The following is a 24,917-nucleotide window of genomic DNA, read 5'->3' on the forward strand; positions in this document are numbered from 1 at the left end:
AAGTGCCAGGTTGATGTAAAGGGTACGGCTTACCACTCGAAGATTTTCCACGACGGGATCAGCATGTCCGGTTGGTCGGAGCGGATGAAATTGCCCTCCGAACCATCAGCGCGTACCAGGAAGTAAGGTTTGCCGCCTTTCGGGGTCACCTTGATTGCATACAGGAAGCCATTTTGCCGGTATTCCTGGATGGTTTTGTCGCCTTCCGTGCGAATGGTTACATCCGGATCAGCCGATGGCGCGTCGTCCGCTGCCAGGGTGACGACCGGAGTGACTGCCAACAGGCTGAGCAGCAACAGGCGATTTAGTGTACGCATGATAACCTTGTCCCTTTGTCGTCAATGTTCCGGACATTCTAGCGCCGGGCCCGTCGAAAAGGTTGATTCTGCACATGAGCCAAGCTCCCCTCGTCCTGGTGGACGGTTCCTCGTACCTGTACCGCGCCTTTCACGCGCTGCCACCACTGACTACCTCCAAGGGCCTGCCAACCGGCGCGGTCAAGGGCGTGCTGAACATGCTCAAGAGCCTGCGCAAGCAGTATCCGGACAGCCTGTTCGCGGTGGTCTTCGACGCCAAGGGCGGCACCTTCCGCGACGAAATGTTCGCCGAGTACAAGGCCAACCGGCCGAGCATGCCCGACGACCTGCGGGTGCAGATCGAGCCGCTGCACGCCAGCGTGCGTGCCCTGGGCTACCCGCTGCTGTGCGTCGAAGGCGTGGAAGCCGACGACGTTATCGGCACCTTGGCGCGCAGCAGCGCTGCGGCCGGGCGTCCGGTGATCATCTCCACTGGCGACAAGGACATGGCGCAGCTGGTCGACGGCCACATTACGCTGGTCAACACCATGACCGGTAGCGTGCTCGACGTGGCTGGCGTGCACGAGAAATTTGGCGTCGGTCCTGAGCACATCATCGATTTCCTCGCCCTGATGGGCGACAAGGTCGACAACATCCCAGGTGTACCGGGGGTAGGCGAAAAGACTGCGGTGGGCCTGCTGACCGGTATCGGCGGCGGCCTGAGCGACCTTTACCAGAACCTCGACAAGGTTCCGGCCCTGGCCATTCGCGGCGCCAAGACCCTGCCGGCGAAGCTTGAAGAGCACCGTGACGCGGCGTTCCTTTCCTATGAGCTGGCAACCATCAAGATTGACGTGCCACTGGAGGTTGAAGTCGATGCGCTGGTCTGCGGCGAGCCAGACCGTGACGCGCTGCTGGCGCTGTATACGGAGATGGAATTCAAGAGCTGGATCGACGAAGTCCAGCGCGACGCCAAGCGCGCCGGCCAGGAGGTGGTGGTCGAAGCGCCGCAGGAAGTGGTCGAGGCCCAGTACGAAACCATCCTCGACCAGGCCCGATTCGACGCTTGGCTAGAGAAGCTGCGCCAGGCGCCACTGTTCGCTTTCGACACCGAAACCACCGGGCTCGATGCCCAGCAGGCGCAACTGGTCGGCGTGTCGTTCGCGGTCCAGGCCCATGAAGGCGCTTATGTGCCGTTGACCCATTCCTACATGGGCGTGCCCGAGCAGCTCGACCGCGACAGCGTGTTGCTGGCGCTCAAGCCGCTGCTGGAGGACCCGACCAAGGTCAAGGTGGCGCAGAACGCCAAGTACGACATGAACATCCTGGCCCACTGCGCCATCGGTGGCGACATTGCCAACGGTATCCAGATGCAGGGCGTGGCCTACGACACCATGCTCGAGTCCTACGTGCTCGACTCCACCGCCACCCGTCATGACATGGACAGCCTGGCGCTCAAGTACCTGAACCACGCTACCATCGGCTTTACCGACATCGCCGGCAAAGGTGCCAAGCAGTTGACCTTCGACCAGATCACCCTGGAACAGGCCGGCCCCTATGCCGCGGAAGACGCGGACGTCACCCTGCGTCTGCACCAGACCCTGCAGCAGAAGCTTGCGCAGATTCCAAGCCTGCAATCGGTGCTGGCCGACATCGAGATGCCGCTGGTACCGGTACTGGCCAAGATCGAACGCCAGGGCGCGCTGGTCGATGCCAAGCTGCTGGGCGTGCAGAGTATCGAGCTGGGCGAGAAAATGGCCGAGCTGGAACGCCAGGCCTTCGAGATCGCCGGCGAGGAGTTCAACCTCGGTTCGCCCAAGCAACTGGGCGTAATCCTCTACGACAAGCTCGGTATGCCGGTGCTCAACAAGACCGCCAAGGGCCAGGCTTCCACCGCCGAAGCGGTGCTGGCGGAACTGGCCGACATGGACTTCCCGCTGCCCAAGGTGCTGATGCAGTACCGCTCCCTGAGCAAGCTCAAGAGCACGTACACCGATCGCCTGCCAGAGCAGATCAACCCCCGCACCGGGCGTATCCACACCTCCTACCATCAGGCGGTGGCGGCCACCGGGCGCCTGTCGTCCAGCGACCCGAACCTGCAGAACATCCCGATCCGTACCGCCGAAGGCCGGCGTATCCGTCAGGCCTTCGTTGCGGCCCCGGGCTACAAACTGCTGGCGGCGGACTATTCGCAGATCGAGCTGCGGATCATGGCCCATCTGGCCCAGGACGAAGGCTTGCTGCACGCCTTCCGCAACGACCTGGACGTTCACCGTGCCACCGCTGCCGAGGTATTCGGCGTTGAGCTGGAGCAGGTCACTACCGACCAGCGACGTAGCGCCAAGGCCATCAACTTCGGCCTGATCTACGGCATGAGCGCCTTCGGCCTGGCCAAGCAGATCGGCGTCGACCGTAAACAGTCCCAGGCCTACATCGATCGTTACTTCGCCCGCTACCCCGGCGTGCTGGCCTACATGGAGCGCACCCGCGCCCAGGCGGCCGAGCAAGGTTATGTCGAAACCCTGTTTGGCCGGCGCCTGTACTTGCCGGAGATCAACGCCAAGAACCCGGCCCTGCGCAAAGGCGCCGAGCGCACCGCAATCAACGCGCCGATGCAGGGCACGGCGGCCGACATCATCAAGCGCGCCATGGTCGCTGTGGATAACTGGCTGACCGATTCGGGCCTGGATGCCCGGGTAATCCTCCAGGTGCACGATGAACTGGTGCTGGAGGTGCGCGAAGACCTGGTCGAGCAGGTGCGCGAGCAAATTCGTCCACACATGAGCGGGGCTGCCCAGTTGGATGTTCCGTTGCTGGTTGAGGTCGGAGTGGGGGCAAATTGGGACGAAGCGCACTAAAAATGCGCTGAAAATCGGGGAAAAGCTGCGGCATATCGTCGCGGCTTCTGGCCTGGCTAGATGGAATCAGTGCCGGAAATTTCCCATCTATCGCAAATAGTTTTTAAACGTCCGGAACTAAACCGGTGAACCGCGACTCAGAGTAACTGAATGGCTGGTGAAGCCCTTCGATGCTCCTATGTTGTGTTAAGTGTTGGCAGATATCTGGACCCCGCCCTAGCGGTCCGGAAACTTGAACCCCGAACTTCCCCCTCCCCATACGAAGTCCGGGGTTTTTTTTGCCCGGCGTTTGCCGGGCAGCCCTTATTCGGCGGGCTTGTCCGGCAGTTCCATCCAGCGCGCCAGCACCCCGTAGGCCTCTTCCAGGCCCTGACGCTTGGGCGCCGAAAACAGCTGGATCGACACGCTGTCGCCCCAGCCTTTGCGAATTTCCGACTGCACTTTGAGCAGGGTGTTCTTGGCTGCACCGAAGGTCAGCTTGTCAGCCTTGGTCAGCAGGATGTGCATCGGCATGCCCGAGGCGCGCGACCAGTCGAGCAGCATCATGTCGAAGTCGGTCATCGGATGGCGCACATCCATCATCAGGATCAAGCCCTTCAAGGCCTCGCGGCTGCCCAGGTAGGCCTCCAGGTGGCGCTGCCAGTGCTGCTTGAGCGGGATTGGCACCTTGGCATAACCGTAACCCGGCAAGTCGACCAAACGCCGTTCATCGTCCAGACTGAAGAAGTTCAACAGCTGGGTGCGCCCCGGGGTTTTCGAGGTGCGCGCCAGGCTGGCGTGGGTCAGGGTGTTCAGGGCGCTGGACTTGCCGGCGTTGGAACGGCCGGCAAAGGCCACTTCATAGCCCTGGTCGGGCGGACACTGGTCGACCTTGGCAGCACTGATGGCGAATTTGGCCTGTTGGCAGAGGCCGAGGATGGGGTTTTTGACTTGCATGGGATATCCGGTGTGGGCGTTGCCAGAGGCAGGCTCGGCAAGCGGTGTCGTTTCCGTTTCAGTAACGGGAGTATATAATGCCCCAGATTTTGTGTGCGCATTATCCCAGCGTAGGAGGATGTGCACGGGGGCATCGGATTCAAGCTTGCGCATTAGAACGCAGTGCAGCCCCCAACCCTGAAAGGTCGTTCGCATGACGAAATGGCTGCTTGTTGTCGGTGTCTTGATACCGTTATTCAGCGCTCAGGCTACACAGGATCCCGAGGCGTTGTACAACCGCACGTGTGCGGCTTGTCACGCCGGGCAGCTGCCACAGGCACCGAAAGCAGGTGATCGTGCGGCTTGGGAGCCAAGACTGGCGAAGGGTATGGAGATGCTGGTGGTGCATGTCACCCAGGGTTTCAAGGCTATGCCAATGCGTGGATTGTGCATGGACTGCAGTGCCGAGGACTACCAGGCAATCATCCAGTGGATGAGCCAAAGTCCCGATACATAACTCTTTCACCCTTAGCCGTAGTTGGATTAGCTGATGAACAAACTACTCGTGAGTCTGCTGTTGACCTTGGGCATCACCGGTGCAGCCAATGCCGCAGAGCCTATCAAAGGGGATGCCGCTGCTGGTCAGGCCAAAACTGCTGTATGTGGCGCTTGTCACAATCCGGACGGCAACAGCCTGGCGCCGAACTTCCCGAAACTTGCAGGCCAGGGTGAAAAGTACCTGGAAAAGCAATTGCATGACATCAAGTCGGGCAAGCGCACCGTGCTGGAAATGACCGGCATGCTGGCCGCCTTCAGCGACCAGGACCTGGCGGATATCGCCGCTTACTTCTCCAGCCAGAAAGGCAGTGTCGGCGCGGCTGATCCGAAGCTGGTCGAGCGTGGCCGCGCCCTGTTCAACGGCGGCGACGTCGAGAAAGGCCTGCCGGCCTGCACCGGCTGCCACTCGCCTAACGGCGCAGGCATTGCCCTGGCCGGCTTCCCGCACCTGGGTGGCCAGCACTCCAGCTACGTAGCCAAGCAGTTGACCGACTTCCGCGAAGGCAACCGTACCAACGATGGCGACGCCACCACCATGCGCACCATCGCTGCCAAGCTGAGCAACAAGGACATCGAAGCGCTGTCCAGCTACATCCAGGGTCTGCACTGATCCGCGCTTTAACGCTGGGTTAATACTGCGGCGCAAAGATGAAAAGGGTGGCTTCGGCCGCCCTTTTTTGTGCCCGCTGCCGTTACACTAACGAACTCGGGCCTGCCTCGACCTGTCCTGCGACCGGTCGCGCCAAGGCGACTCAATAGACTGCTCAGGAGTAAAGCATGCGTAATCTGATTCTCGGCGCCGCGCTGGTCACCGCCAGCCTCTTCGGCATGACTGCCCAGGCGGCAGAACCGGTACCCTCCGACCGGTATACCGAGCTGCAGAACCCGGTTCCGGTGTCGGTACCTGGCAAGATCGAAGTGGTCGAACTGTTCTGGTATGGCTGCCCGCACTGCTACAGCTTCGAGCCGGTGGTCAATCCATGGGTCGAGAAGCTGCCCGAGGACGTCAATTTCAAGCGGATCCCGGCGATGTTCGGTGGCCCTTGGGATGCCCACGGCCAGATGTTCCTGACCCTCGAAGCCATGGGTGTTGAACACAAGGTTCACGCTGCGGTGTTCGAAGCCATTCAGGTTCAGCGCAAGCACCTGACCAAGCCTGAAGAGATGGCTGACTTCCTCGCCACTCAAGGTGTTGATCGCGACAAGTTCCTCGCCACCTTCAACTCCTTTGCCATCAAGGGCCAAGTGAAGCAGGCCAAAGATCTGGCCCAGAAGTACGGCATCACCGGCGTACCGAGCATGGTTGTCAACGGCAAGTACCGCTTTGACCTGGGCACCGCCAAAGGTCCGCAGGGCGTGCTGAATGTCGCTGACTACCTGATCGCCAAGGAGCGCGCCGCTAAGTAAGCGGCGCCAGCCATGCGCCGCTGGAGAACCGAGCGTGGCGTTGGCCTGCATGATCCGCAGGTCAACGAACATCACTTGCAGGCCAACGGCCTGCCAGAGGATGGCCGGCTGCGGCTGCTCAGTTTCAACATCCAGGTCGGCATCAGCACCGAGCGTTACCGCCATTACCTGACTCGTGGCTGGCAGCACTTGCTGCCGCACACCGGGCGGGCCGGCAACCTGCAGAAAATCGGCGACCTGCTCGCCGATTTCGACCTGGTCGCCTTGCAGGAGGCCGACGGCGGCAGCCTGCGCTCGGGCTACGTCAACCAGGTCGAGCACCTGGCCCAGCTCGGTGCTTTCCCTTACTGGTACCAGCAGCTCAACCGCAACCTCGGTCGTCTGGCCCAGCACAGCAATGGCGTGCTCAGCCGCCTGAAGCCGCAACTGCTCGAAGATCACCCGTTGCCGGGCCCTGCCGGGCGTGGGGCAATCCTGGTGCGTTTCGGCGAGGGTGAAGACGCCCTGGTCGTGGTGATGATGCACCTGGCCCTTGGCTCCAAGACCCGAGCCCGGCAGCTTGCCTACATTCGCGAACTGATCGGCGGCTACCGCCATCAGGTACTGATGGGTGACATGAACACCCATGCCACCGACCTGCTCGAACACTCGCCGCTGCGCGATCTGGGCCTGATCGCGCCCCAGATTCAAGCCACCTTCCCCAGCTGGCGGCCACAGCGCTGCCTTGATCATATTCTGCTCAGCCCGAGCCTGACCCTGGAGCGGGTCGAGGTTCTGGCCCAGCCTATTTCCGATCATCTTCCGGTCGCGGTTGAGATTCGTTTGCCTGATGCCCTTGCTGTGGATACGCTGCCCGCTTTGAGCTAATTGCCATTACCCTCTGCGGACCCAGGCATGACCGACGAAGCCCAGCGCTGGAAAGAGAAATACCTCAAGAGTATCGAGCAGCAAGAGAAGCTGGAGCGCCGTTGGGAGGCCCGTCTCGACCTGTTGCGCCGTGGTCTTGTGCGCAGCACGCTGGCCGCTGAAGGCAGCGACCGCGCGGTGGACCAGTGCATGAAGGAAATGCGCGAGGTGATCCGCACCGACAACATGGACGCCGCCCTCGCCGGCTTGATCCCGCGCCTGGAAAAGGCCGTGCTCGATTCCGAGCAGCGCCGGGAAACCCGTATCGCTCAGGTCACCACTGCCCTCGCCTCGCTGGTCAGCCAGTTGCAGACCCTGCCCTTGCCCAGCGACGTCAGCCGACCGCTGAAAAAATTCGCCAAGCAGGTCGAGGCCCGCGCCAGCCAATCCCGGGAAATGCCCCTGCTGCTGGGCGAGTTGAGCGGCTTGCAGGGCCAAGCACTGCTGGCGCTGGAGCGGCCTGAAGAGGCGCATCGGCCCGGCTTGCTGCAGCGTTTGTTCGGAAACCGCGAAGCCGAAGCAGAAGCCGAAGCCTTGCAACCGGCGCTCGCAGGAACAGCAGTGGCTGTACCTGAGGCCAGAGAGCAGCTTGCGCCGATGCCGCAAGCTGTTGTGGAAACTGCACCGCAAGAGCCCGTCGATATCGATGAGTTGCAGCCCTTGTCGGCTGCTCAAGCGCTTGTGCCCGAGGCGTTCGAGCCCGCAACGGTCGAGGCTGAAGCTAACGAAGAGCCACCGCTTACGGCTGCGCCCGAGCCCGAGCCCGAGCCTGAGCCTGAGCCTGAGCCAGTTCTAGAGCTGCCAACAGAGCCCGAACCCGAACTGCCAGCGCCGGTCGAGTCCATCATTTTGGACAGTGAGCAGGATGTATTGGCGCTACTCGAACATAGCCCGGACGATCCACCCGCTCACCAGCCAGAAGCCGAGGCCGTCGACGATGAGGACGCCCAGTACGCCCTGCCCGATGGCACCGAGCCCACTTACAGCTCGGTCGCAACTCATATTGAAGAGACTCTGCTTGGCTTGCTCGACGACCTGACCCTGCCCGAACGCCACAAGGCCCAGGCGCAATCCATGCGCGAGCGCCTGGAGCACGGCCTGAACTGGTATGAGCTGCTGCCGGTGCTGGATGATCTGGCAGTGCTGATGCTGGCGATCAACGACAGTGGCCAGCACGAATTCGAAGCCTACCTGCAGCAACTCAACGAACGCCTGGAGTCATTCCAGAGCCACCTGCACGAAGCCAGCGAAGGCCATGCCGACAATACCTCGGCAGCGCGCGACCTCGACAGCCAGCTGCGTGAGCAAGTCGATGGCCTGCAAAGCAGTGTGCAGGGCGCAGCCGACTTGGGCAGTCTCAAAAACATCCTCGAAAACCGCCTCGAAGGCTTGCTCGGTACCATGGACGAGCACCAGCAACAGCGCGATCAGCGCGAGCAAGAGATGGCCAGTCGCCTGCATGGCTTGGCCGAACGGGTGGCAAGCATGGAGCAGGAAGCCCTGGGCTATCGCGAGCACCTTGAGGAGCAGCGTCAGAAAGCCCTGATCGACCCCCTCACCGGCCTACCCAACCGCGCCGCCTGGTCGGAGCGGGTCGATCAGGAAGTGCTGGAGTGGCAAGAAAGCGGTGGCCACCTGCTAATGGCGATCCTCGATCTTGACCATTTCAAGCGTATCAACGACAGCTATGGCCACCTGGCTGGCGACAAGGTGCTGAAGATTGTCGCCAGCGTCCTGCGCAAGCGCCTGCGCAGCCGTGATTTCATCGCCCGCTTTGGTGGTGAGGAGTTCGTCTTGCTGATTCCGCAAACCTCGCTGCCTGCTGGCTGCCAACTGGCGGAAACCTTGCGCGCAGCCATTGAAGCCTGCCCGTTCCACTTCAAGGGCGAGCGGGTGACCATCACCTTGTCGATCGGTATCAGCGCATTTCGCAGCGGTGAGCGCAGCGAGGTGGTGCTCAAGCGGGCGGACGAGGCGCTGTACCGGGCGAAACATCTTGGTCGAAATCGTGTCGAACAGGGCTGAGTGGCAACATTGGGGATACGGTAAGCTTACGCTTTGCAGACTCTCATCACAGTGCCCTCTCCATGAAAGCGTTTTTCACCGCCCTCCTGCTGCTGACCCTGGCAGGTTGCGCCACTGGCCTGCGGATCGATCGCAGCCACACCTCCGCCAACCAGGACGAACGGATCCAGTTCGTCGTCCTGCATTACACCAACGCGTCGCTGGAGCGTTCCCTGGCCTTGCTGACCCACGGTGAAGTCAGCAGTCATTACCTGATTGGCGATTCACCGGCGACCGTCTATCAACTGGTCGACGAGGGCCGCCGTGCCTGGCATGCCGGCGACAGCCAGTGGGATGGCCGCACCTGGCTCAATTCCACCTCCATCGGTATCGAGATCGTCAATCCGGGTTTTACCGACACGCCAACCGGGCGGGTCTGGCAGCCGTACACCGAGGCACAGATCGAAGCGCTGATCGTCCTGCTCAAGGACATCGTCAAGCGCAACAACATCAAACCCCGCTACATCATCGGCCACAGCGATATCGCGCCGCTGCGCAAACTCGACCCGGGTCCGATGTTCCCCTGGAAGCGCCTGGCAGACGCGGGGCTTGGGGTCTGGCCGAACGCACAGGCCGTGGCCCGGCAGCAGGCGTACTTCAATGTCAATCCGCCGAGCATCACCTGGTATCAGCAGCAGTTGAAGCGCTTTGGCTATGCCATCGAGCAGACCGGCGAATACGACGTCAGCACCAAGCACGTGTTGGCAGCCTTCCAGATGCGCTTCCGCCCCCAGCGTTTCGATGGTGTGCCGGATGCACAAACAGCGGCGATGTTGCAGGTGCTCAACAGCAGTCGTTAACCGGCACCGCCCAACGGGCAGGCTGACTTGGCTGGCAGTTGCTATACCTCTTGGTATTCAACTGGATGCTTATTGATGTCAGCTGCCCTGTCCGTGCTGCGCCACCTGCTCTATCGTCCCTGGTTATTGGCCATACTCGCGGCTACGGCCAGCGCGATCCTGTTGCTCATGGCCAGCGTTGGCGTGGCCATGCACCAGATACAGCAAAGCGAAATCGAGCAGATGAACGCCAAGGGCGAGCGTTTTCTCGTGCGCCTGGAACAGATATTCGGCCAGTTGCGCGAAGGCGTCGATCAGCTTCAGGCCCAGCCTTTGCGGGGCTGCGACGCCAATATGCTAGCGGCCTTGCAGCAGGTCGGCTTCAGCTACCGTTTCGTTTATGAAGCCGCCTACGTCGATGGCACTATCGCTTGTTCCAACCGCATCGGCGAGCGCACCATCAATCCGTTACGCCCTGCCGATATCCAGGGCCCTACCTACAGCTACTGGCTCAACACCACCACTGAACCCGATGACAACCTGGCGGCGTTGATGCTTGGCCGTGGCAAATTTCTCGTCGCCACTTCCCGTGGGCACCTGACCGATGTGGTCGACCTGCCGCCGGAGGGCAGCTTGCTAGTGGTGCTGGACAACGGTGCACGTGCAGTTCCGGTACTTGGCCCGCCGCAAGTATGGCCGCCGTCAACCGACTGGCCGCCGGCCTCCAACGATTCCCTGCTGGAGCTGTCGGACCGGCTTATCTACCGTATGCCGACCAAGTCGCCGGACTATCAGCTTGTGCTGATCGCCCCGCGGGCCAGCTTGCCGTTGAAGATGAACGGCATTCTCTGGCTACTGTTCCCAGGCAGCCTGGTGCTGGCTTGGTGCATTGGCTGGTTGGTGCTGCAGCTGGTTCGCCAGCGTCGCTCGATGAGCTCGGAGCTGCAGGGCGCCTTGCGCCGGGGGGAGTTGCAAGTGCTCTACCAGCCGATCTTCGAACTCACCAGCCGCCGCTGCGTGGGGGCTGAAGCCCTGGTACGCTGGCGACGGCCGGATGGCACGCTGACCAGCCCGGACTTGTTCATCCCGCTGGCGGAGAACACGGGGCAGATCCGTCAGATTACCGACTTCGTCCTGCAGCGAGTGCTGGAGCAATTGGGCCAGTTGCTGCGCGCCAATCGCCAGCTGTACATCTCGGTAAATCTTGCCGCTTGCGATGTCATGGTGCCGAGAATCGGTCGGGTAGCCGCGAGGTTGCTGGCTTTGCACCATGTGGCGGCCAGCCAGATTGCCTTCGAGGTCACCGAGCGCGGGCTGATTGATGTAGTGGTGGCCCGGGATAACCTGCAAGCCTTGCGGGCGGTGGGGCATCAGGTGTTGATCGATGATTTCGGCACCGGCTATTGCAGCCTGGCCTACCTGCAAACCCTGCCGGTCGATTGCCTGAAGATCGACAAGGCCTTTATCGATGCATTGGGCCATGACGCGGCCAGCAGCGGGGTGGCGCCGCACATCATCCGCATGGCCCACGCCCTGCAGTTGCGGGTGATTGCCGAGGGTATCGAGTACGAAGACCAAGCCTTGCTGCTGAACAGTGAAGGGGTCAATTACGGCCAGGGCTGGCTGTTCGCTCATCCGCTCAACGCCCGCCAGTTCATCGAGCTGATCACCCGCGGCCGGCGTCTCGGGCCTCGTCGCATCGACGATGAAGCCTGAGCCGCAGGTGAATCAGACCGGCAAGGCCATATAGAACTGGGTGCCCTGGCCTGGCCGCGAATACACCCCCATGCGCCCGCCGTGCAGCTGGACGATCTCCTTGCACAGCGCCAGGCCCAGGCCTGCACCGCCCTTTTTGCGCCCGACCTGGACGAAAGGCTCGAAGATCCTGCCCTGCTGGCCGTAGGCGATGCCCTCACCGTTGTCTTCGATGCTGATGATCACCCGCTCGGCGTGACGGCGTGCATGCAGACGGATGCGCCCGGCATTCGGCGTATGGCGCACGGCGTTGTCGAGCAGGTTGTCCATGACCCGGTCCAGCTGCGCGGGGTCGGCCTGGATGCGCGGCAGGGGCGCAGTGAGTTCGACCTGCAACTCGATCTGCTTGTCGTTGGCCGCAGCAGCAAAACGCTCGCAGGCACGGCCCAGCAGTTCGTCGATGGCACAAGGGGTGAGTTCGAGCTTTTGCAGGCCGCTCTGGTAACGGGAGAAGTTCAGCAGGTCATTGATCAGCTGGTTCAGGCGCTGCATCTCTTCGCCGATGGTGTCGGACAGGTCCGCCTCCCGCGAATCAGGGGCAAAGCTCAGGCGCTCACGCAGCAGGCCGAAAGCCATGTGCATGCCGGTCACCGGCGTGCGCAGCTCATGGGAGGCACGCAGGACGAATTCACTGCGTACCCGTTCGAATGCGCGTTGTTCGGTGACATCGTGCAGCACCATCACCGCGCCGAGGATTTGCCCTTGTGGATGGCATACCGGTGTCAGGCTGTAGGAAAGCAGCCGGGATTCTTCATCTATTTCCAGGCTGAGATCATCGGGCACCCGGTCCAGGGTGCCGCCGCGCAGCACCAGGCGCAGTTGTTCGTCCAGCTCCGGGCGCTGCAGGGCATCGCCAAGCCCGGTGCCCAGGCGTGCATCTTCCCAGCCCAGCTGGCGTTGGGCGACCGGGTTGAGGTGCTCCAGATGGCCCTGGCGATCGATGATCAGCAAGCCGTCGTCGATGCTGTCGAGCACCGCTTGCAGACGCTGCTGGCCGGCCAGTACTTCGTCGATGTTGGTTGCTTGATGCTTGCGCAAGGCTTCGGCCATCAGGCCAAAGCGGCGGGTCAGCTGGTTCAGCTCCAGGGCGTGGGCGACCGGCAAGGTCACCTCGAAGTTGCCTTGGCCGATCTGGTCGGCGGCCTTGGCCAGTGCTTCGATCGGCTGGCCGACGCGGCGGGCGATGCCATGGGCTGTAACAAAACCGAGAATCAATACTGTCAGGCCAACCAGGCCGAGCAAGCCGCCAATCAGCAGGGCGCGGTCATGGGCTTTCTGCTCGCTTTCGTTGATGTGCTGCAAGGCGCGTTTATGCGATTCGACCAGATCGGCACGCAGTACGTTGAAGGCGTGGCCCAACGGTTGGTCCGCGCCCAGACTCTTGGAAGGCGAGCTACTGCTACGGTAGGCCTGGAGGAAGGCCTGGTAATCGATACTGGCTTTGGCAAAGCCCTGATCGCCAGGGCTGTCGTCGTCATGGTTGATGCCTTCGTCCAGCAGTTGCTGGAACTGCCTTTGCAGCCCTTCGAGGGCTGGTTTGTCCTGGGAGTCATCCAGCAGCAGGGTCAGTTGCTCGCCCAGGTTCTGCCGTAGCTTCAGGCCCAGGTCGAGGGTCACCGAGTTTTCCCGCACCAGCGCCTGTTGCGCGTTGGCCATCTGCAGCACGCTGACCAGGCCCAGCAGCAAGCCGAACAGCGCGACAGTGATCAGCGCTGAAATGCTGAGGAAAAGCCGCGTGCGCAGCTTCATCGCCAGTTTCACAGGTTGTACTGCTTGCGTTTGCGGTACAGGGTCGAGGCATCAATACCGAGGGTCTTGGCGGCCTGGTCGAGGGTTTCACTGGTGGCCAGTACCGCACCGATATGGGCGCGTTCCAGTTCATCCAGGCTCAGCGCCGCGCCAATGCGCGGGGCATTGCTGGCCGGTTGTTCGGCCATGCCCAGGTGGCTGATCTCGACGCGCTCCTGGGCACAGATGATGCTCGCCCGTTCGACCACGTTGCGCAGCTCGCGGATATTGCCTGGCCAGCGGTAATTGAGCAGCGCGGCGCGCGCTTCGTCGCTGAACGCGCGTGCCGGTCGCGAGTATTCCTTGACGAAGCGGGCGAGGAAACGATCGGCCAGGGTGAGAATGTCTTCGCTGCGCTCGCGCAATGGCGGCAGGTGCAGGGTGATGACATTCAGACGGTACAGCAGGTCTTCCCGGAAGCGTCCTTCGCGGACCATGTCCTCAAGGTTGAGGTTGGTCGCGGCCAGAATCCGCACATCGGCACGGCGGGTCACCGGGTCGCCGACCCGCTCGTATTCCTTGTCCTGGATAAAGCGCAGCAGCTTGGGTTGCAGGGTCAGCGGGAAATCGCCGATCTCGTCGAGGAACAACGTACCGCCGTCAGCCTGGTTAACCCGGCCCAGGGTACTTTCGCTGGCACCGGTAAAGGCACCGCGGCTGTGGCCGAACAGCTCGCTTTCCATCAGCTCGGCGGTCAACGACGGGCAGTTGATGGTCACGCAGGCTTTGCGCGCACGCTTGCTCCAGCCGTGAATGGCGCGGGCCAGTTCACCTTTACCGGTACCGGACTCACCGAGAATGAGGATGTTGGCGTCGGTGGTGGCGACCTGGCGGGCAGTTTCCAGCACTACCATCATCGCCGGGCTGTGCGAGTCGAGGCCGTCCTTGGGTTTGCGGACTTCGCCTTCCAGTGCTTCCAGGCGTGCCGACAGCTGACGGACTTCCAGTTGCTTGGCAGTGGCCAGGCGCAACTGGTCCGGGCTGCAGGGCTTCACCAGGTAATCGGCGGCACCGGCCTGGATTGCATCAACCGCGGTGTCGACCGCCGAATGCGCAGTGACGATCACCACGCGCATCCACGGCGCCTGGATACGCATCTGCGCCAGTACATCCAGACCGTTGTCCTCGCCCAGGCGCAGGTCGAGGAAACACAGGTCGAAGACTTGTCGTTGCAGCAGGGTTTCGGCCTGCGCCGCACTGTTGGCGGTGGCCACACTGTAGCCTTCATCTTCGAGACAGTAGCGGAAGGTTCGCAGGATGGCGGACTCATCGTCGACCAGCAGAATACGGCCTTGATGTTCCTGGGCTGGCTCCATTTCCTACGCTCCTTTGAGAATGATCTAGGTTAGTGTCGGAAAAATCGGGCAAGTTGCATGGTTCATTCTGATTCATTCCGCTGTCTGCATGGTAGCCGTTCGCCCAGCACTTATCTAACCCACTGAAAAGTCAGCGGTTGTTTACCCGCAAGGAACTGGCACGGGCTCTGCGAAGACAAAAGACTCTGACCCATCGGAGGCTTTGTCATGTCCGCGCCCTATCCGTTGGCAGTCGCTACTGCCCTGTTCCTGCTGCTGCCGATGGCCAGCAGCGCCGCCGAATCGCCTTCTTCCAGCGTGCAGCAGGCCCGCCAGGAAGGCGCCTTGCAAACTGCATTGGCGCTCAACCGCTTGCTCAACCCGTTCAAGATCGAGGTCAAGGTCCAGGGCAGCACGGCGCATTTGCAGGGTGAGGTGGAAAACGAGGTCGAGCGTCAGCTGGCCGAACGTATTGCCCTGGCGACCCGCGGCATCGAGGCGGTGCAGAACGACCTGCAGCTAAATGCCGAACTGGTCGAACAACCGCTGGAGCTGCGCGCCTATGCCCAGCGCCTGGAGGACGCGACCCTCGCCTCCATTATTCGCGCGCGCCTGCTGTGGAGCACTCATACCCAGGCAGCCCCTATAGAAGTAGACAGCCGTGAAGGTGTGGTCACCCTGCGCGGCCAAGTCAGCAGCGCCGAAGCCAAGGAGCTGGCGGGCGTACTGGCAAGCTCCACCGAGGGCGTTTACCTGGTCAACAACCTGATCAGCCTGGGTGCCGCGGATATGGCCAGGTTGCGCGAAGAGCGCCAGGAGCTGGTTGCCGATCCGCAGCTCAGCGACGCCTGGATCAACGACAAGGTGCAGACCAGTTTCATGTACAGCCGCAACCTCGATGGCCCGAACATCAAGGTGGCGACCCAGGATGGCGTGGTGCGCTTGTCTGGCGAGGTGGTCAGCAGCGAGCAGAAGACCATTGCCGTCGAGGTCGCCCGGCAGATTCGCGGCGTTCGCGGGGTCGATGCCGACATGCTCAAGGTGGCGAGCAAGGTCCCGGGCTGATCATGCAAAACGCACGAGCGCCTGCGCCCGATCGTGCAGGATACGTTTCGGTCGGGATCCAAATATATGGATAACATATTGATTTTTAACGATAAAAAATTGTTTTAAAGGCTGGCATGCAGGCTGCAATGACTACATCAAGTCAACAGTAAACGCAGCAGGAGGAGCACGGCATGAACCGCTACCCCGCCACCCTAGTGCAGGTTTCTTCGCTTCAGCTGCGCCAAGGCCTGTTTTTCAGCCTGGCGCTGTTGCTGACCCTGATTGCCGGTCAGCTCTATAACAGCTGGGAAACCGCGCACAGTGCCGAGCAGCTGGCTGCCCAGGCAGCGCTGGTGGCGCAGGTTCAGGCGCAACGCTCCATTGCACCGCTGCAGGCCCGGGTCGCACTGTCTACGCCAGTGACCACTCCAGCCGTTGTTGATAACGCTGCACCCCGTGATCGCTGGGTGTTTTAAGCGAACACCCAAGGACCTCTTCTAAAAACGGTAAGGAGAATCACCATGTTGAGTTGGGCCATCACCTTCCTGATTATCGCCATTGTCGCTGCCGTGCTGGGCTTCGGTGGTATTGCCGGCGCCGCTACCGGTATCGCGAAGATTCTGTTCATTATCTTCCTGGTGCTATTCGTGGTGTCCTTCTTCTTTGGTCGCCGCGGTAGGGGCTGAGTATGAGCACAACGCTAGGCAGAGCCCTGGTTGCCGCCCTGATCATGGGCGGCAGCGCAGTGGCAATGGCGGCCAATGACGGCCAGGTCCGGGCCAATCAGGTTCTTGGCTCGGACCCTGAATACCGGGAAACCTGGCAGGACGTGGTCAAAAATGAAGAGCGCTTGCCCGAATGGGTCCTCAACCTGAGCGGTACCTCCGAGCAACAGATGTCGGCGGTTGAGGAAGATGGCGACAAGTATCTGGTCGGACCGTTGTGCGAGTCCGAGCAGAAATGCCTGAACAAGCGCCTGATCGTTGCCTTCAGTTGGGACAAGGACGAAGCCTACGGGATGCTGGTTGAAGTACCCGAAGGGTTGCCGTCCGACAAGTCGCCCACACGCCACGCCGACTACCGATGGCTGGGCAAGCCGGACGAAGGCATGCAGGCCCTGCTCAAGGAGCAACTCAAGCGGGATCCGAACTGGTACTGAGGTGTTGCTCACACATCAGTACATATATAGAAGCTGAACCTTTTTCCATTTCAGGCTTCTATGCTGCGCCACCCGAGGAAGGCAGGCGCATGACCAGGGGGCCGGGCTGCTCTGATTGTTTCAGGATCGGAGGGGCCTAGGGGTACAGGGAGTACCTCCGATGAGGGCCGGGTCAGGTGCAGCGGTAGCGGAAGTTCCGGGTCGGGTAACTGCCTTCAGGCAGAGGTGCCCGACCGGGCTTCCGTAGCGCTCTTTGAGGCAATCGCCTTTTCCTCGCAGTAAATTCGTTTTTCCTACCGAAGCAGTCGACGCATATTTTTGCCCGACCGTACATCGATATTTTTTCACCCCGCCGCCCTACCAAAGTCGAAGCAATTTCACCCATTCGGATTGTCGAACAAAGGCCTTTGCCTTGCAGGTGGATACCTCTATATCTGCCGGATTATGGCGCTTTGGCCATCGTCGGAATTCCGAACGGTAGGCGAATAACCCATTGTGACGTACGATTTGGCCGATAAACCTCATGCCGATTCGGCATAGGGTAGTCGTTTACGGCATTAGACGGAGCCCCCCCACGTCGGAATAGTTGCGCCTTTTTTCGCTGGCCTGAGCGTTCCTACGCTCGCTTGCGGTGACCTTTTACGATGTCATCGGCAGATAACAAAAACGATACGGATCGCTGGCAACAGCTCTGGGTCGCGGTTATCAGCCTGGTGGCCGTTTCCACTTGAAGAAAGGTAACGACATGAAGAAGGCAAAGCTAAGCCTCGCCTGGCAGATCCTCATCGGTCTGGTACTGGGGATTGCAATCGGCGCTTTACTGAACCATTTCAGTGCAGAAAAGGCATGGTGGATCAGCAACGTCCTGCAGCCTGCAGGTGACATCTTCATTCGCCTGATCAAGATGATCGTCATCCCGATCGTGATTTCGTCGCTGATCGTGGGTATCGCCGGGGTTGGCGATGCGAAAAAACTCGGCAGTATCGGCCTCAAGACCATCATCTACTTCGAGGTGGTGACCACCATCGCCATCGTCGTCGGCCTGGTGCTGGCCAACCTGTTCCACCCGGGTGCCGGCATCGACATGAGCACCCTGGGTACCGTCGACATCTCCAAGTACCAGGCCACGGCGGCCGAGGTTCAGCATGAGCATGCGTTCATCGAGACCATCCTCAACCTGATCCCGTCGAACATCTTCGCAGCGCTGATGCGCGGTGAGATGCTGCCGATCATCTTCTTCTCGGTGCTGTTCGGCCTGGGCCTGTCGAGCCTGCAGGCAGACATCCGCGACCCGCTGGTGAAAACCTTCCAGGGCGTCTCCGAAGCCATGTTCAAGGTCACTCACATGATCATGAACTACGCGCCAATCGGTGTGTTCGCGCTGATCGCGGTGACCGTCGCCAACTTCGGCTTCGCCTCGCTGCTGCCGCTGGCCAAGCTGGTGTTGCTGGTGTACTTCGCCATCGCCTTCTTCGCCTTCATGGTCCTTGGCCTGATCGCCCGCCTGTTCGGCTTCTCGGTGATCAAGCTGATGCGCATCTTCAAGGACGAACTGGTCCTGGCCTACTCCACCGCCAGCTCCGAGACCGTGCTGCCGCGCGTGATCGAGAAGATGGAAGCCTACGGTGCGCCGAAAGCCATCTGCAGCTTCGTGGTGCCGACCGGCTACTCGTTCAACCTTGACGGTTCGACCCTGTACCAGAGCATCGCGGCGATCTTCATCGCCCAGCTGTATGGCATCGACCTGTCGTTGAGCCAGCAGTTGCTGCTGGTGCTGACCCTGATGGTCACTTCCAAAGGCATCGCCGGTGTACCGGGCGTGTCCTTCGTGGTCCTGCTGGCCACCCTGGGCAGCGTTGGTATCCCGCTGGAAGGCCTGGCCTTCATCGCCGGTGTCGACCGCATCATGGACATGGCCCGTACTGCCCTGAACGTGATCGGCAACGCCCTGGCGGTACTGGTTATCGCTCGTTGGGAAGGCATGTACGACGATGCCAAGGGCCAGCGCTACTGGAACTCGCTGCCGCACTGGCGCAGCAAGGAAGCCGTACCGGCTGGCAAGCCTGCCAGCAAGTAAGCGCTAACCGGCTGCACGAAAAGCCCCGACCTGGTCGGGGCTTTTTTGTTGACCCTATCGCGGGTCAAGCCCGCCCCTGCAGTGTGGGAGCGGGCTTGACCCGCGATGGAGACGGTGCCTGAGTCGACGTTTATGGCGCGAAGCCAACCCGGCCCGCTATCATTTGCGCCATCTTTGGGGGGGAACAACGGATGCTCAACGGCCTTTGGCTTGGTTTTTTCTTGGTCGCCGCCGTCTCGGCGCTGACACAATGGTTGGTGGGCGGTAACGCCGGGATCTTCGCGGCAATGGTCGAAAGCATCTTTGCCATGGCCAAGCTCTCGGTCGAGGTCATGGTCCTGCTGTTCGGCACCCTGACCCTGTGGCTGGGCTTTTTGAAGATTGCCGAAAAGGCCGGCGTGGTCGAGTGGCTGGCCAAGGTTCTCGGCCCGTTGTTCGCCCGGCTGATGCCGGAAGTCCCGCCCGGCCATCCGGCCCTGGGCCTGATTACCCTCAACTTCGCCGCCAACGGCCTGGGCCTGGACAACGCCGCTACGCCCATCGGCCTCAAGGCCATGCGCGCACTGCAGGAACTCAACCCCAGCTCCACGACCGCCAGCAACGCGCAGATCCTCTTCCTGGTGCTCAATGCTTCCTCGCTGACCCTGCTGCCGGTGACCATCTTCATGTACCGCGCCCAGCAAGGGGCAATGGACCCGACCCTGGTGTTCCTGCCGATCCTGCTCGCCACCAGCGCCTCGACCCTGGTCGGCCTGTTGTCGGTGGCGGTGATGCAGCGACTTCGGCTATGGGACCCGGTGGTGCTGGCTTACCTGATCCCGGGCGCCCTGCTGCTGGGCGGATTCATGGCCTTTCTCGGCACCCTGTCGGCCACGGCGCTGGCGAGCCTGTCATCGATTCTCGGCAACCTGACGTTGTTCGGCCTGATCATCCTGTTTTTGGTGATCGGTGCGCTGAAGCGGGTGAAGGTCTATGAAACCTTCGTGGAAGGCGCCAAGGAGGGCTTTGACGTCGCCAAGAGCCTGTTGCCCTATCTGGTTGCCATGCTCTGCGCCGTCGGCGTGCTGCGCGCCTCAGGGGCTCTGGAGCTGGCTCTGGATGGCATCCGTCATGCGGTCGAGTGGCTGGGCTGGGATACCCGCTTTGTCGAAGGCCTGCCCACAGCCCTGGTCAAACCGTTTTCCGGCAGTGCGGCACGGGCGATGCTGATCGAAACCATGCAGACTCACGGCGTGGATAGCTTCCCGGCCCTGGTGGCAGCCACCATCCAGGGCAGCACTGAAACCACCTTCTACGTGCTGGCAGTGTACTTCGGCGCCGTCGGCATCCAGCGCGCCCGCCATGCAGTAGGCTGTGCGTTGCTGGCGGAGCTGGCCGGAGTGGTCGCGGCGATCTTCGTCTGCTACTGGTTCTTCGCCTGAAGCTGACCGGCCTGGACTACCGTCCAGTCGACCAGTTGCTTCATCAACTGGTCGCTGGCCGTGCCAAAGCTGCTGACCACCGCTGAAACCTGCTTGTCGCTCACCGGCTGGCGCACCTCAAAGCGCCGGCTGGCGAGGATGCGCTGGCTGCGGCCCTGCACCAGGCGCGCGTCGTAGCGGATCACCACCGCCAGGCCATCGGCGCTGTACTCGCTCTGGAAGGCCTGCAGTTCACCGGCAATTTCATAATCGCTTTGCAGGTTGCTGTCGTCGGCGCTGAGGCGCTGCACCCGGCCGTCACGCTGGAAGGCATCGAGCATGCGATTGCGCAGCAACGTCGGCGCCGGGTCGCTCCAGCGTGCACCCTTGTAGCTGCTGATCAGGTCGCCTTGCGGCACCACGGCGATACGCGGGCTGTTCAGGACATTGCTGGCGATCGGCTTGTTCACCCGCAGCGACCACAACGTGCTGTGCGGCACAGTCCGGGTGCTTTGCGCCGAAGGCAGGCGGTAGATGTCGGCAGGTTCGGCCTGGGGCAGGATCGAGCAGGCGCTGCTCAGGCTCAGCGCAGTGGCCAGGACGAGGTAGCGGCAGGTATGGCTCATGGCTCGAACTCCTTGTTTTTGTCACGGCCCAGCAGGTAGCCGCTGGGGTTGGCTTCCAGGCGCTGGGAGATACCTTTGAGCGAGGTCAGGGTATCGCGCAGCTCGCGGATTGCCGGCGCCAGTTGATTGAAACCCTGGGCGCCGCCGTCGATGGCTTCGCGGTTGTCATTGAGCAGGCTGTTGATGGTCGCGGTGCTTTGCGCCAGCGACTGCATGGCTTGCTCTGCGCTGCCGAACATCTGCTTGCCTTGGTTGCTGAGCAGGCCGTTGGCGTTGCGCATCAGTTCGCTGGTCTGCTCGAGCATGGCCCCGGCCTGTTTGCCGACCTGGGCCAGTTGCTGGATGGCCTCGCGGATGTCGCCACGCTGGTCGTTGAAAGCTCCGGTGGTCTGTTCGAGGTTGTTCAGGGTGTTGCTCAGGCGGGCGACGTTGTCCTGGGAGAACAACGCGTTGGCGTTGTGCACCAGGGCGTTGATGTTGGTCATCAGGTCGCTGCCGTCATCCAGCAAGCGGGCAATCGGCGACGGTGAGGCGATGATCACGGGCAGTTTGCCATCCTTGCCCTTGAGCTCCGGGCTTTGTGGCGTACCACCGCTGAGCTGGATGAACGAGGTGCCGGTGATGCCGGTGAGGGTCAGTTTGGCCTGAGTGTCCTCCTTGATGGGGGTATCGGCGCTCAGGCGCACCTGGGCCAGTACCCGGCGCGGATCACTGGGGTCCAGGCGCAGGCTGGTCACGTCACCGACCTTGATGCCGCTGTACTGCACCGAGCTGCCCCGGGACAAACCGGAGACGGCTTCGTTGAACACCACCTCGTAGTCCTTGAAGGTGCTGTCGACGCTGGACTTGGTCAACCACAGGCCGAACAGCATGGCGCCGGCCACCACCAGTACGGTGACCAGGCCGATCAAAACATGATGTGCACGGGTTTCCATCTCAGAGCTCCTTGGGCGCTGTAGCGGCCTGGTACGCCGCGCGGCCACGCGGGCCATGAAAGTAGTCGTGAATCCAGGCGTCGTCGGTGTCTTCGACCTGGGCAATGGGCCCGGCAACCAGCACCTTTTTCTGCGACAGCACGGCGACGCGATCAGTGATGGTGTAGAGGGTGTCCAGGTCGTGGGTGATCAGGAACACGCTCAGGCCCAGGGCGTCGCGCAGGGTCAGGATGAGCTGGTCGAAGGCCGCCGCGCCAATCGGATCGAGGCCGGCGGTGGGTTCGTCGAGAAACAGGATGTCCGGGTCCAGGGCCAGCGCCCGGGCCAGCGCCGCGCGCTTGATCATCCCGCCTGACAGCGACGACGGATATTTGTCTGCCGCGGAAATCGGCAACCCGGCCAGGGCCAGCTTGACCCCGGCCAGGTGCTCGGCATCTGCGCGGCTCAGGCCCGCGTGCTCGATCAGCGGCAAGGCGACGTTTTCGGTGACGGTCAGTGACGAGAACAACGCGCCCTTCTGGAACAGCACGCCGAATCGCCGCTCGACCAGTGAACGCTGCTCGTCGCTGGCGTTGCTCAGGTCCTGGCCGAACACCCGCACCTGGCCTTCGTTGGGCCGGCGCAGGCCGACGATACTGCGCAGCAACACCGACTTGCCGCTGCCCGAGCCGCCGACCACCGCGAGGATTTCGCCGCGGTTCAGGTCCAGGTCGAGTTGCTCGTGCACGCTCTGGGTGCCGAAGCGGTTGCAGATGCCCCGGGCTTCGATCACCGTCCCGCGAGCGTTGCCGTTGGCCTCTTTCACCAGCCCATCTCCATGAAAAACAGTGCCGCCACGGCATCCAGAACGATCACCACGAAGATCGACTGCACCACGCTGGAGGTGGTGTGGGCGCCGACCGATTCGGCGCTGCCGCTGACCTTGAAGCCTTCCAGGCAGCCGATGGCAGCGATCAGGAAGGCGAAGAACGGTGCTTTCACCAGCCCGACCAGGAAGTGCTGCACACCGATATCGCTTTGCAGCAGCGACAGGAACATCGCCGGCGAGATACCCAGCGACAGCGCACAGACCACCGCCCCGCCGATAATGCCGCAGAGCATGGCGACAAAAGTCAGCAACGGTAGCGCGATCAGCAACGCCAGCACCCGCGGCACCACCAGCAACTCCACCGGATCGAGACCCAGGGTGCGGATGGCGTCGATCTCCTCATTAGCCTTCATCGAACCGATTTGCGCGGTGAAGGCGCTGGCAGTACGCCCAGCCATCAGGATTGCGGTCAGCAGCACGCCGAATTCACGCAGGAACGAGAACGCCACCAGGTCGACGGTAAAAATGCTGGCACCAAAGCTGGCCAGCACCGTGGCGCCGAGAAAGGCCACCACCGCACCGACCAGGAAGGTCAGCAAGGCGACGATGGGCGCGGCGTCCAGGCCGGTCTGTTCGATATGCGCAACCACCGAGGTAACCCGCCAGCGCTTGGGCTGGAACAGACGCAGGAACAGGGTTTGCAGGATCAGGCCGATGAAGCCGAGGATCTGCAGGGTGTCTTGCCACAGGATGTCGACCGCGCGGCCGATACGGCTGAGCAGTTGAATCAGCACCGAGCGTTCCGGCTGCTTTTGCGGGATGCAGAAGTCCTGCACCGAGCAATACACAGTCTTGAGCAGCGCCTGGCTGGCAGCGGGCAAGTGTGTGGCGGTTTCGGTCAGCCGCGCCAGGCGCTCGGCACCGAGCAGCTCGACCAGCAAAGCCGCACCGGCGGTGTCGAGCTTGCCAAGCTGGTCGAGATCGACCTCGGTAGAGGGGTCATACTGGCCGGCCAGGCTGTCGCTACTGCGCTTGAGGCTGGCGTAGTTGGCCAGGGTCCAGTCACCGGTGATCCGCAGCCGTGGCGGGCTGCTTGCAGTATCCAGGGTGGCGCTGGCGTGTGTAGTCATAGGCTCCATGCAGTCCGACCAACGGTTCGCAGCCTCAGAGCATAGCGTTACTCGGCCGCAAGCGCTTGACCATCGTCAACCACGCGAAAGCGCAGCACGCCGATGACCTGGCCGTCTTCGGTCAGCACCCGCACCTGCCAGCGCCCGACCGGGTTGCCGGGGAAGTTCTGCTTGTGGGTCCAGGCCCGGTAGCCTTCCTTGCGCCCGCCATGAATGTCCAGGGCGATACGGTCGACCTCTTTGCCCTCGAATTGCCAGACATGGTAGATCCGCTCGTTCAGCCCACGAGGGGCCTTGATCGCGGTAAAGGCGTAGAGACCACTGCGTATTTCACTGGCTTTGATCTGCTCCAGGCTTTTGCCAGGCGTGCGGTTCTCGACCTGGGTGCTGACCGCCACTTCGGTCATCCACAGGGTCGCTGGTGGCACCCAGGAGCGCAGCATCCAGCCGCCGGCACCGACGGCCAGGGTCATCACCACCAGCACAATCCCACGGCGCCAGTGGCTGATCGGGAAGCTGCTGGCCAGGCTCGGGAACGACAGCAGCATGGCGATGCCCAGGGCCAGCTTGAAGCTCTGCGAGGTGGTCAGGTGCAGGATGATTGGCAGCGCGGTCAGCAGCGCGGCAAACAAGGTCAGGGTATGCAGCGCCAGGTACAGCCAGCGCCGCGGGGCCAGCCACTTGTAGTACAGCGGGTCGATGATCGATATCAGTCCGGCGGCGGCGAGTATGCCGGTAAACACCAGTTGGCCACTGTTCCAGGTGGTGGTCACGAAGAAGAACGGCAGGACGAAGAACAGGCTTTCCTGGTGGATCATCTGCGTCGCGTAGCGCAGCAGCGGCTGGGGGATTTCGCGCTTGAAGACCTTGGTGAAGACCTTGGTGAAGGTGTTCTCCATCATCAGCCAGATCCAGCTGATGAGCATGACGATGGCGATCCAGCTGGCCAGGCTCTCCTGGCGATCGACCAGAATGAAGCTGCCGACACCGGAAATGAAACCACCGAGGGCGATGACTCCGGGATAGCGCTTGATCAGCTCGATCAGGCGCTGGAGGTAAAGATGCATGAAGGTGTTCGCAAGGTCAGGTAAAAACCTTCACAGGATACTCTGTA

General features: G+C 61.9%; 23 protein-coding genes. 14 read left to right on the forward strand and 9 right to left on the reverse strand.

Annotation, left to right across the window (positions count from 1 at the left end):
* Positions 1-29: 29 nt before the first annotated feature.
* Entirely contained in the window at positions 30-317 is a 288-nt protein-coding gene (locus LOY45_RS00365; RefSeq protein ID WP_115084447.1) for a DUF2782 domain-containing protein, read from the reverse strand.
* A gap of 74 nt (positions 318-391) precedes the next feature.
* On the opposite strand from LOY45_RS00365, the gene polA reads away from it, so the two are divergent.
* Positions 392-3,154: a DNA polymerase I gene (gene polA / locus LOY45_RS00370; protein WP_115084445.1), complete on the forward strand. Its 2,763-nt coding sequence runs from the start codon at positions 392-394 to the stop codon at positions 3,152-3,154.
* 303 nt (positions 3,155-3,457) lie between these two features.
* Here polA and yihA read toward each other — a convergent pair whose 3' ends face one another.
* A complete protein-coding gene (yihA, locus tag LOY45_RS00375; protein ID WP_115084443.1) occupies positions 3,458-4,090 on the reverse strand; it encodes a ribosome biogenesis GTP-binding protein YihA/YsxC in 633 nt (210 codons plus the stop codon).
* Between the two features lie 193 nt (positions 4,091-4,283).
* Between yihA and LOY45_RS00380 the strand changes: the two genes are divergently transcribed.
* The 7 genes from LOY45_RS00380 (at position 4,284) to LOY45_RS00410 (ending at position 11,499) form a co-directional block, all read left to right on the forward strand.
* Positions 4,284-4,586 carry a c-type cytochrome gene (locus LOY45_RS00380; protein ID WP_038997819.1) on the forward strand — a complete coding sequence of 101 codons (303 nt, stop codon included), beginning with the start codon at positions 4,284-4,286 and terminating at the stop codon, positions 4,584-4,586.
* Between the two features lie 33 nt (positions 4,587-4,619).
* Positions 4,620-5,237 carry a c-type cytochrome gene (locus LOY45_RS00385; protein WP_045200661.1) on the forward strand — a complete coding sequence of 206 codons (618 nt, stop codon included), beginning with the start codon at positions 4,620-4,622 and terminating at the stop codon, positions 5,235-5,237.
* A gap of 167 nt (positions 5,238-5,404) precedes the next feature.
* Positions 5,405-6,034, forward strand: coding sequence for a thiol:disulfide interchange protein DsbA (dsbA, locus tag LOY45_RS00390; protein ID WP_115084442.1), 630 nt, complete (start codon positions 5,405-5,407; stop codon positions 6,032-6,034).
* A 12-nt stretch (positions 6,035-6,046) separates the two neighbouring features.
* Positions 6,047-6,901, forward strand: a complete 855-nt coding sequence (locus LOY45_RS00395; RefSeq protein ID WP_115084441.1) for an endonuclease/exonuclease/phosphatase family protein — start codon at positions 6,047-6,049, stop codon at positions 6,899-6,901.
* Between the two features lie 27 nt (positions 6,902-6,928).
* The gene (locus LOY45_RS00400) at positions 6,929-8,965 is read left to right on the forward strand and encodes a GGDEF domain-containing protein (RefSeq protein WP_258578613.1); all 2,037 of its coding nucleotides are present in this window, start codon (positions 6,929-6,931) and stop codon (positions 8,963-8,965) included.
* 62 nt (positions 8,966-9,027) lie between these two features.
* Positions 9,028-9,804, forward strand: a complete 777-nt coding sequence (locus tag LOY45_RS00405; protein WP_115084439.1) for an N-acetylmuramoyl-L-alanine amidase — start codon at positions 9,028-9,030, stop codon at positions 9,802-9,804.
* 75 nt (positions 9,805-9,879) lie between these two features.
* Positions 9,880-11,499, forward strand: coding sequence for an EAL domain-containing protein (locus tag LOY45_RS00410; RefSeq protein WP_115084438.1), 1,620 nt, complete (start codon positions 9,880-9,882; stop codon positions 11,497-11,499).
* 12 nt (positions 11,500-11,511) lie between these two features.
* Here the strand turns inward: LOY45_RS00410 and LOY45_RS00415 are convergent, their stop codons facing one another.
* Positions 11,512-13,287 (reverse strand): KinB sensor domain-containing domain, encoded by a 1,776-nt coding sequence (locus LOY45_RS00415; RefSeq protein ID WP_258579325.1) that lies wholly within the window; start codon positions 13,285-13,287, stop codon positions 11,512-11,514.
* Between the two features lie 8 nt (positions 13,288-13,295).
* Positions 13,296-14,642, reverse strand: a complete 1,347-nt coding sequence (gene algB, locus LOY45_RS00420; RefSeq protein WP_115084437.1) for a sigma-54-dependent response regulator transcription factor AlgB — start codon at positions 14,640-14,642, stop codon at positions 13,296-13,298.
* Between the two features lie 261 nt (positions 14,643-14,903).
* On the opposite strand from algB, the gene LOY45_RS00425 reads away from it, so the two are divergent.
* The 6 genes from LOY45_RS00425 to LOY45_RS00450 all read left to right on the forward strand — a co-directional run bounded on the left by LOY45_RS00425 (position 14,904) and on the right by LOY45_RS00450 (position 20,325).
* Positions 14,904-15,686, forward strand: a complete 783-nt coding sequence (locus LOY45_RS00425) for a BON domain-containing protein (protein ID WP_240047908.1) — start codon at positions 14,904-14,906, stop codon at positions 15,684-15,686.
* A 173-nt stretch (positions 15,687-15,859) separates the two neighbouring features.
* Entirely contained in the window at positions 15,860-16,144 is a 285-nt protein-coding gene (locus tag LOY45_RS00430) for a hypothetical protein (RefSeq protein WP_115084435.1), read from the forward strand.
* A 45-nt stretch (positions 16,145-16,189) separates the two neighbouring features.
* Positions 16,190-16,354, forward strand: a complete 165-nt coding sequence (locus tag LOY45_RS00435) for a DUF1328 domain-containing protein (RefSeq protein WP_010222609.1) — start codon at positions 16,190-16,192, stop codon at positions 16,352-16,354.
* A gap of 2 nt (positions 16,355-16,356) precedes the next feature.
* Positions 16,357-16,827 (forward strand): inhibitor of vertebrate lysozyme family protein, encoded by a 471-nt coding sequence (locus tag LOY45_RS00440; protein ID WP_115084434.1) that lies wholly within the window; start codon positions 16,357-16,359, stop codon positions 16,825-16,827.
* Positions 16,828-17,572: 745 nt separating this feature from the next.
* On the forward strand, positions 17,573-18,904 hold the full coding sequence (gene gltP / locus LOY45_RS00445) for a glutamate/aspartate:proton symporter GltP (protein WP_038997805.1): 1,332 nt from the start codon (positions 17,573-17,575) through the stop codon (positions 18,902-18,904).
* A 191-nt stretch (positions 18,905-19,095) separates the two neighbouring features.
* Entirely contained in the window at positions 19,096-20,325 is a 1,230-nt protein-coding gene (locus tag LOY45_RS00450; protein WP_115084433.1) for a nucleoside recognition domain-containing protein, read from the forward strand.
* On the opposite strand, the gene LOY45_RS00455 is transcribed toward LOY45_RS00450, so the two are convergent.
* From LOY45_RS00455 to LOY45_RS00475, 5 genes are read right to left on the reverse strand one after another with little or no spacing between them, the layout of a single operon-like run.
* Complete coding sequence (locus tag LOY45_RS00455) at positions 20,307-20,930, reverse strand: ABC-type transport auxiliary lipoprotein family protein (RefSeq protein WP_258578614.1); 624 nt, start codon at positions 20,928-20,930, stop codon at positions 20,307-20,309. The genes LOY45_RS00450 and LOY45_RS00455 overlap by 19 nt on opposite strands.
* The gene (locus tag LOY45_RS00460) at positions 20,927-21,865 is read right to left on the reverse strand and encodes an MlaD family protein (protein ID WP_115084431.1); all 939 of its coding nucleotides are present in this window, start codon (positions 21,863-21,865) and stop codon (positions 20,927-20,929) included. The genes LOY45_RS00455 and LOY45_RS00460 overlap by 4 nt, the downstream gene beginning before the upstream one ends.
* 1 nt (position 21,866) lies before the next feature.
* Positions 21,867-22,637, reverse strand: a complete 771-nt coding sequence (locus LOY45_RS00465; RefSeq protein ID WP_258579326.1) for an ABC transporter ATP-binding protein — start codon at positions 22,635-22,637, stop codon at positions 21,867-21,869.
* Between the two features lie 29 nt (positions 22,638-22,666).
* Positions 22,667-23,812: an ABC transporter permease gene (locus LOY45_RS00470; RefSeq protein ID WP_115084429.1), complete on the reverse strand. Its 1,146-nt coding sequence runs from the start codon at positions 23,810-23,812 to the stop codon at positions 22,667-22,669.
* A 38-nt stretch (positions 23,813-23,850) separates the two neighbouring features.
* Positions 23,851-24,870, reverse strand: coding sequence for a DUF2914 domain-containing protein (locus LOY45_RS00475; RefSeq protein WP_258578615.1), 1,020 nt, complete (start codon positions 24,868-24,870; stop codon positions 23,851-23,853).
* Positions 24,871-24,917: the final 47 nt, after the last annotated feature.

It is taken from the genome of Pseudomonas wadenswilerensis (assembly GCF_024749185.1).
In the GTDB taxonomy this organism is placed as follows: Bacteria; Pseudomonadota; Gammaproteobacteria; order Pseudomonadales; family Pseudomonadaceae; genus Aquipseudomonas; species Aquipseudomonas wadenswilerensis.

Coding starts and splice junctions, on each gene's coding strand:
- LOY45_RS00365 (WP_115084447.1), bottom strand. CDS start 317: ATGCGTACACTAAATCGCCTGTTGCTGCTCAGCCTGTTGGCAGTCACT.
- algB (WP_115084437.1), bottom strand. CDS start 14,642: ATGGAGCCAGCCCAGGAACATCAAGGCCGTATTCTGCTGGTCGACGAT.
- dsbA (WP_115084442.1), top strand. CDS start 5,405: ATGCGTAATCTGATTCTCGGCGCCGCGCTGGTCACCGCCAGCCTCTTC.
- LOY45_RS00415 (WP_258579325.1), bottom strand. CDS start 13,287: ATGAAGCTGCGCACGCGGCTTTTCCTCAGCATTTCAGCGCTGATCACT.
- LOY45_RS00470 (WP_115084429.1), bottom strand. CDS start 23,812: ATGGAGCCTATGACTACACACGCCAGCGCCACCCTGGATACTGCAAGC.
- LOY45_RS00395 (WP_115084441.1), top strand. CDS start 6,047: ATGCGCCGCTGGAGAACCGAGCGTGGCGTTGGCCTGCATGATCCGCAG.
- LOY45_RS00460 (WP_115084431.1), bottom strand. CDS start 21,865: ATGGAAACCCGTGCACATCATGTTTTGATCGGCCTGGTCACCGTACTG.
- LOY45_RS00475 (WP_258578615.1), bottom strand. CDS start 24,870: ATGCATCTTTACCTCCAGCGCCTGATCGAGCTGATCAAGCGCTATCCC.
- gltP (WP_038997805.1), top strand. CDS start 17,573: ATGAAGAAGGCAAAGCTAAGCCTCGCCTGGCAGATCCTCATCGGTCTG.
- LOY45_RS00430 (WP_115084435.1), top strand. CDS start 15,860: ATGAACCGCTACCCCGCCACCCTAGTGCAGGTTTCTTCGCTTCAGCTG.
- LOY45_RS00385 (WP_045200661.1), top strand. CDS start 4,620: ATGAACAAACTACTCGTGAGTCTGCTGTTGACCTTGGGCATCACCGGT.
- LOY45_RS00450 (WP_115084433.1), top strand. CDS start 19,096: ATGCTCAACGGCCTTTGGCTTGGTTTTTTCTTGGTCGCCGCCGTCTCG.
- LOY45_RS00380 (WP_038997819.1), top strand. CDS start 4,284: ATGACGAAATGGCTGCTTGTTGTCGGTGTCTTGATACCGTTATTCAGC.
- LOY45_RS00410 (WP_115084438.1), top strand. CDS start 9,880: ATGTCAGCTGCCCTGTCCGTGCTGCGCCACCTGCTCTATCGTCCCTGG.
- LOY45_RS00425 (WP_240047908.1), top strand. CDS start 14,904: ATGGCCAGCAGCGCCGCCGAATCGCCTTCTTCCAGCGTGCAGCAGGCC.
- polA (WP_115084445.1), top strand. CDS start 392: ATGAGCCAAGCTCCCCTCGTCCTGGTGGACGGTTCCTCGTACCTGTAC.
- LOY45_RS00435 (WP_010222609.1), top strand. CDS start 16,190: ATGTTGAGTTGGGCCATCACCTTCCTGATTATCGCCATTGTCGCTGCC.
- LOY45_RS00440 (WP_115084434.1), top strand. CDS start 16,357: ATGAGCACAACGCTAGGCAGAGCCCTGGTTGCCGCCCTGATCATGGGC.
- LOY45_RS00400 (WP_258578613.1), top strand. CDS start 6,929: ATGACCGACGAAGCCCAGCGCTGGAAAGAGAAATACCTCAAGAGTATC.
- LOY45_RS00405 (WP_115084439.1), top strand. CDS start 9,028: ATGAAAGCGTTTTTCACCGCCCTCCTGCTGCTGACCCTGGCAGGTTGC.
- yihA (WP_115084443.1), bottom strand. CDS start 4,090: ATGCAAGTCAAAAACCCCATCCTCGGCCTCTGCCAACAGGCCAAATTC.
- LOY45_RS00455 (WP_258578614.1), bottom strand. CDS start 20,930: ATGAGCCATACCTGCCGCTACCTCGTCCTGGCCACTGCGCTGAGCCTG.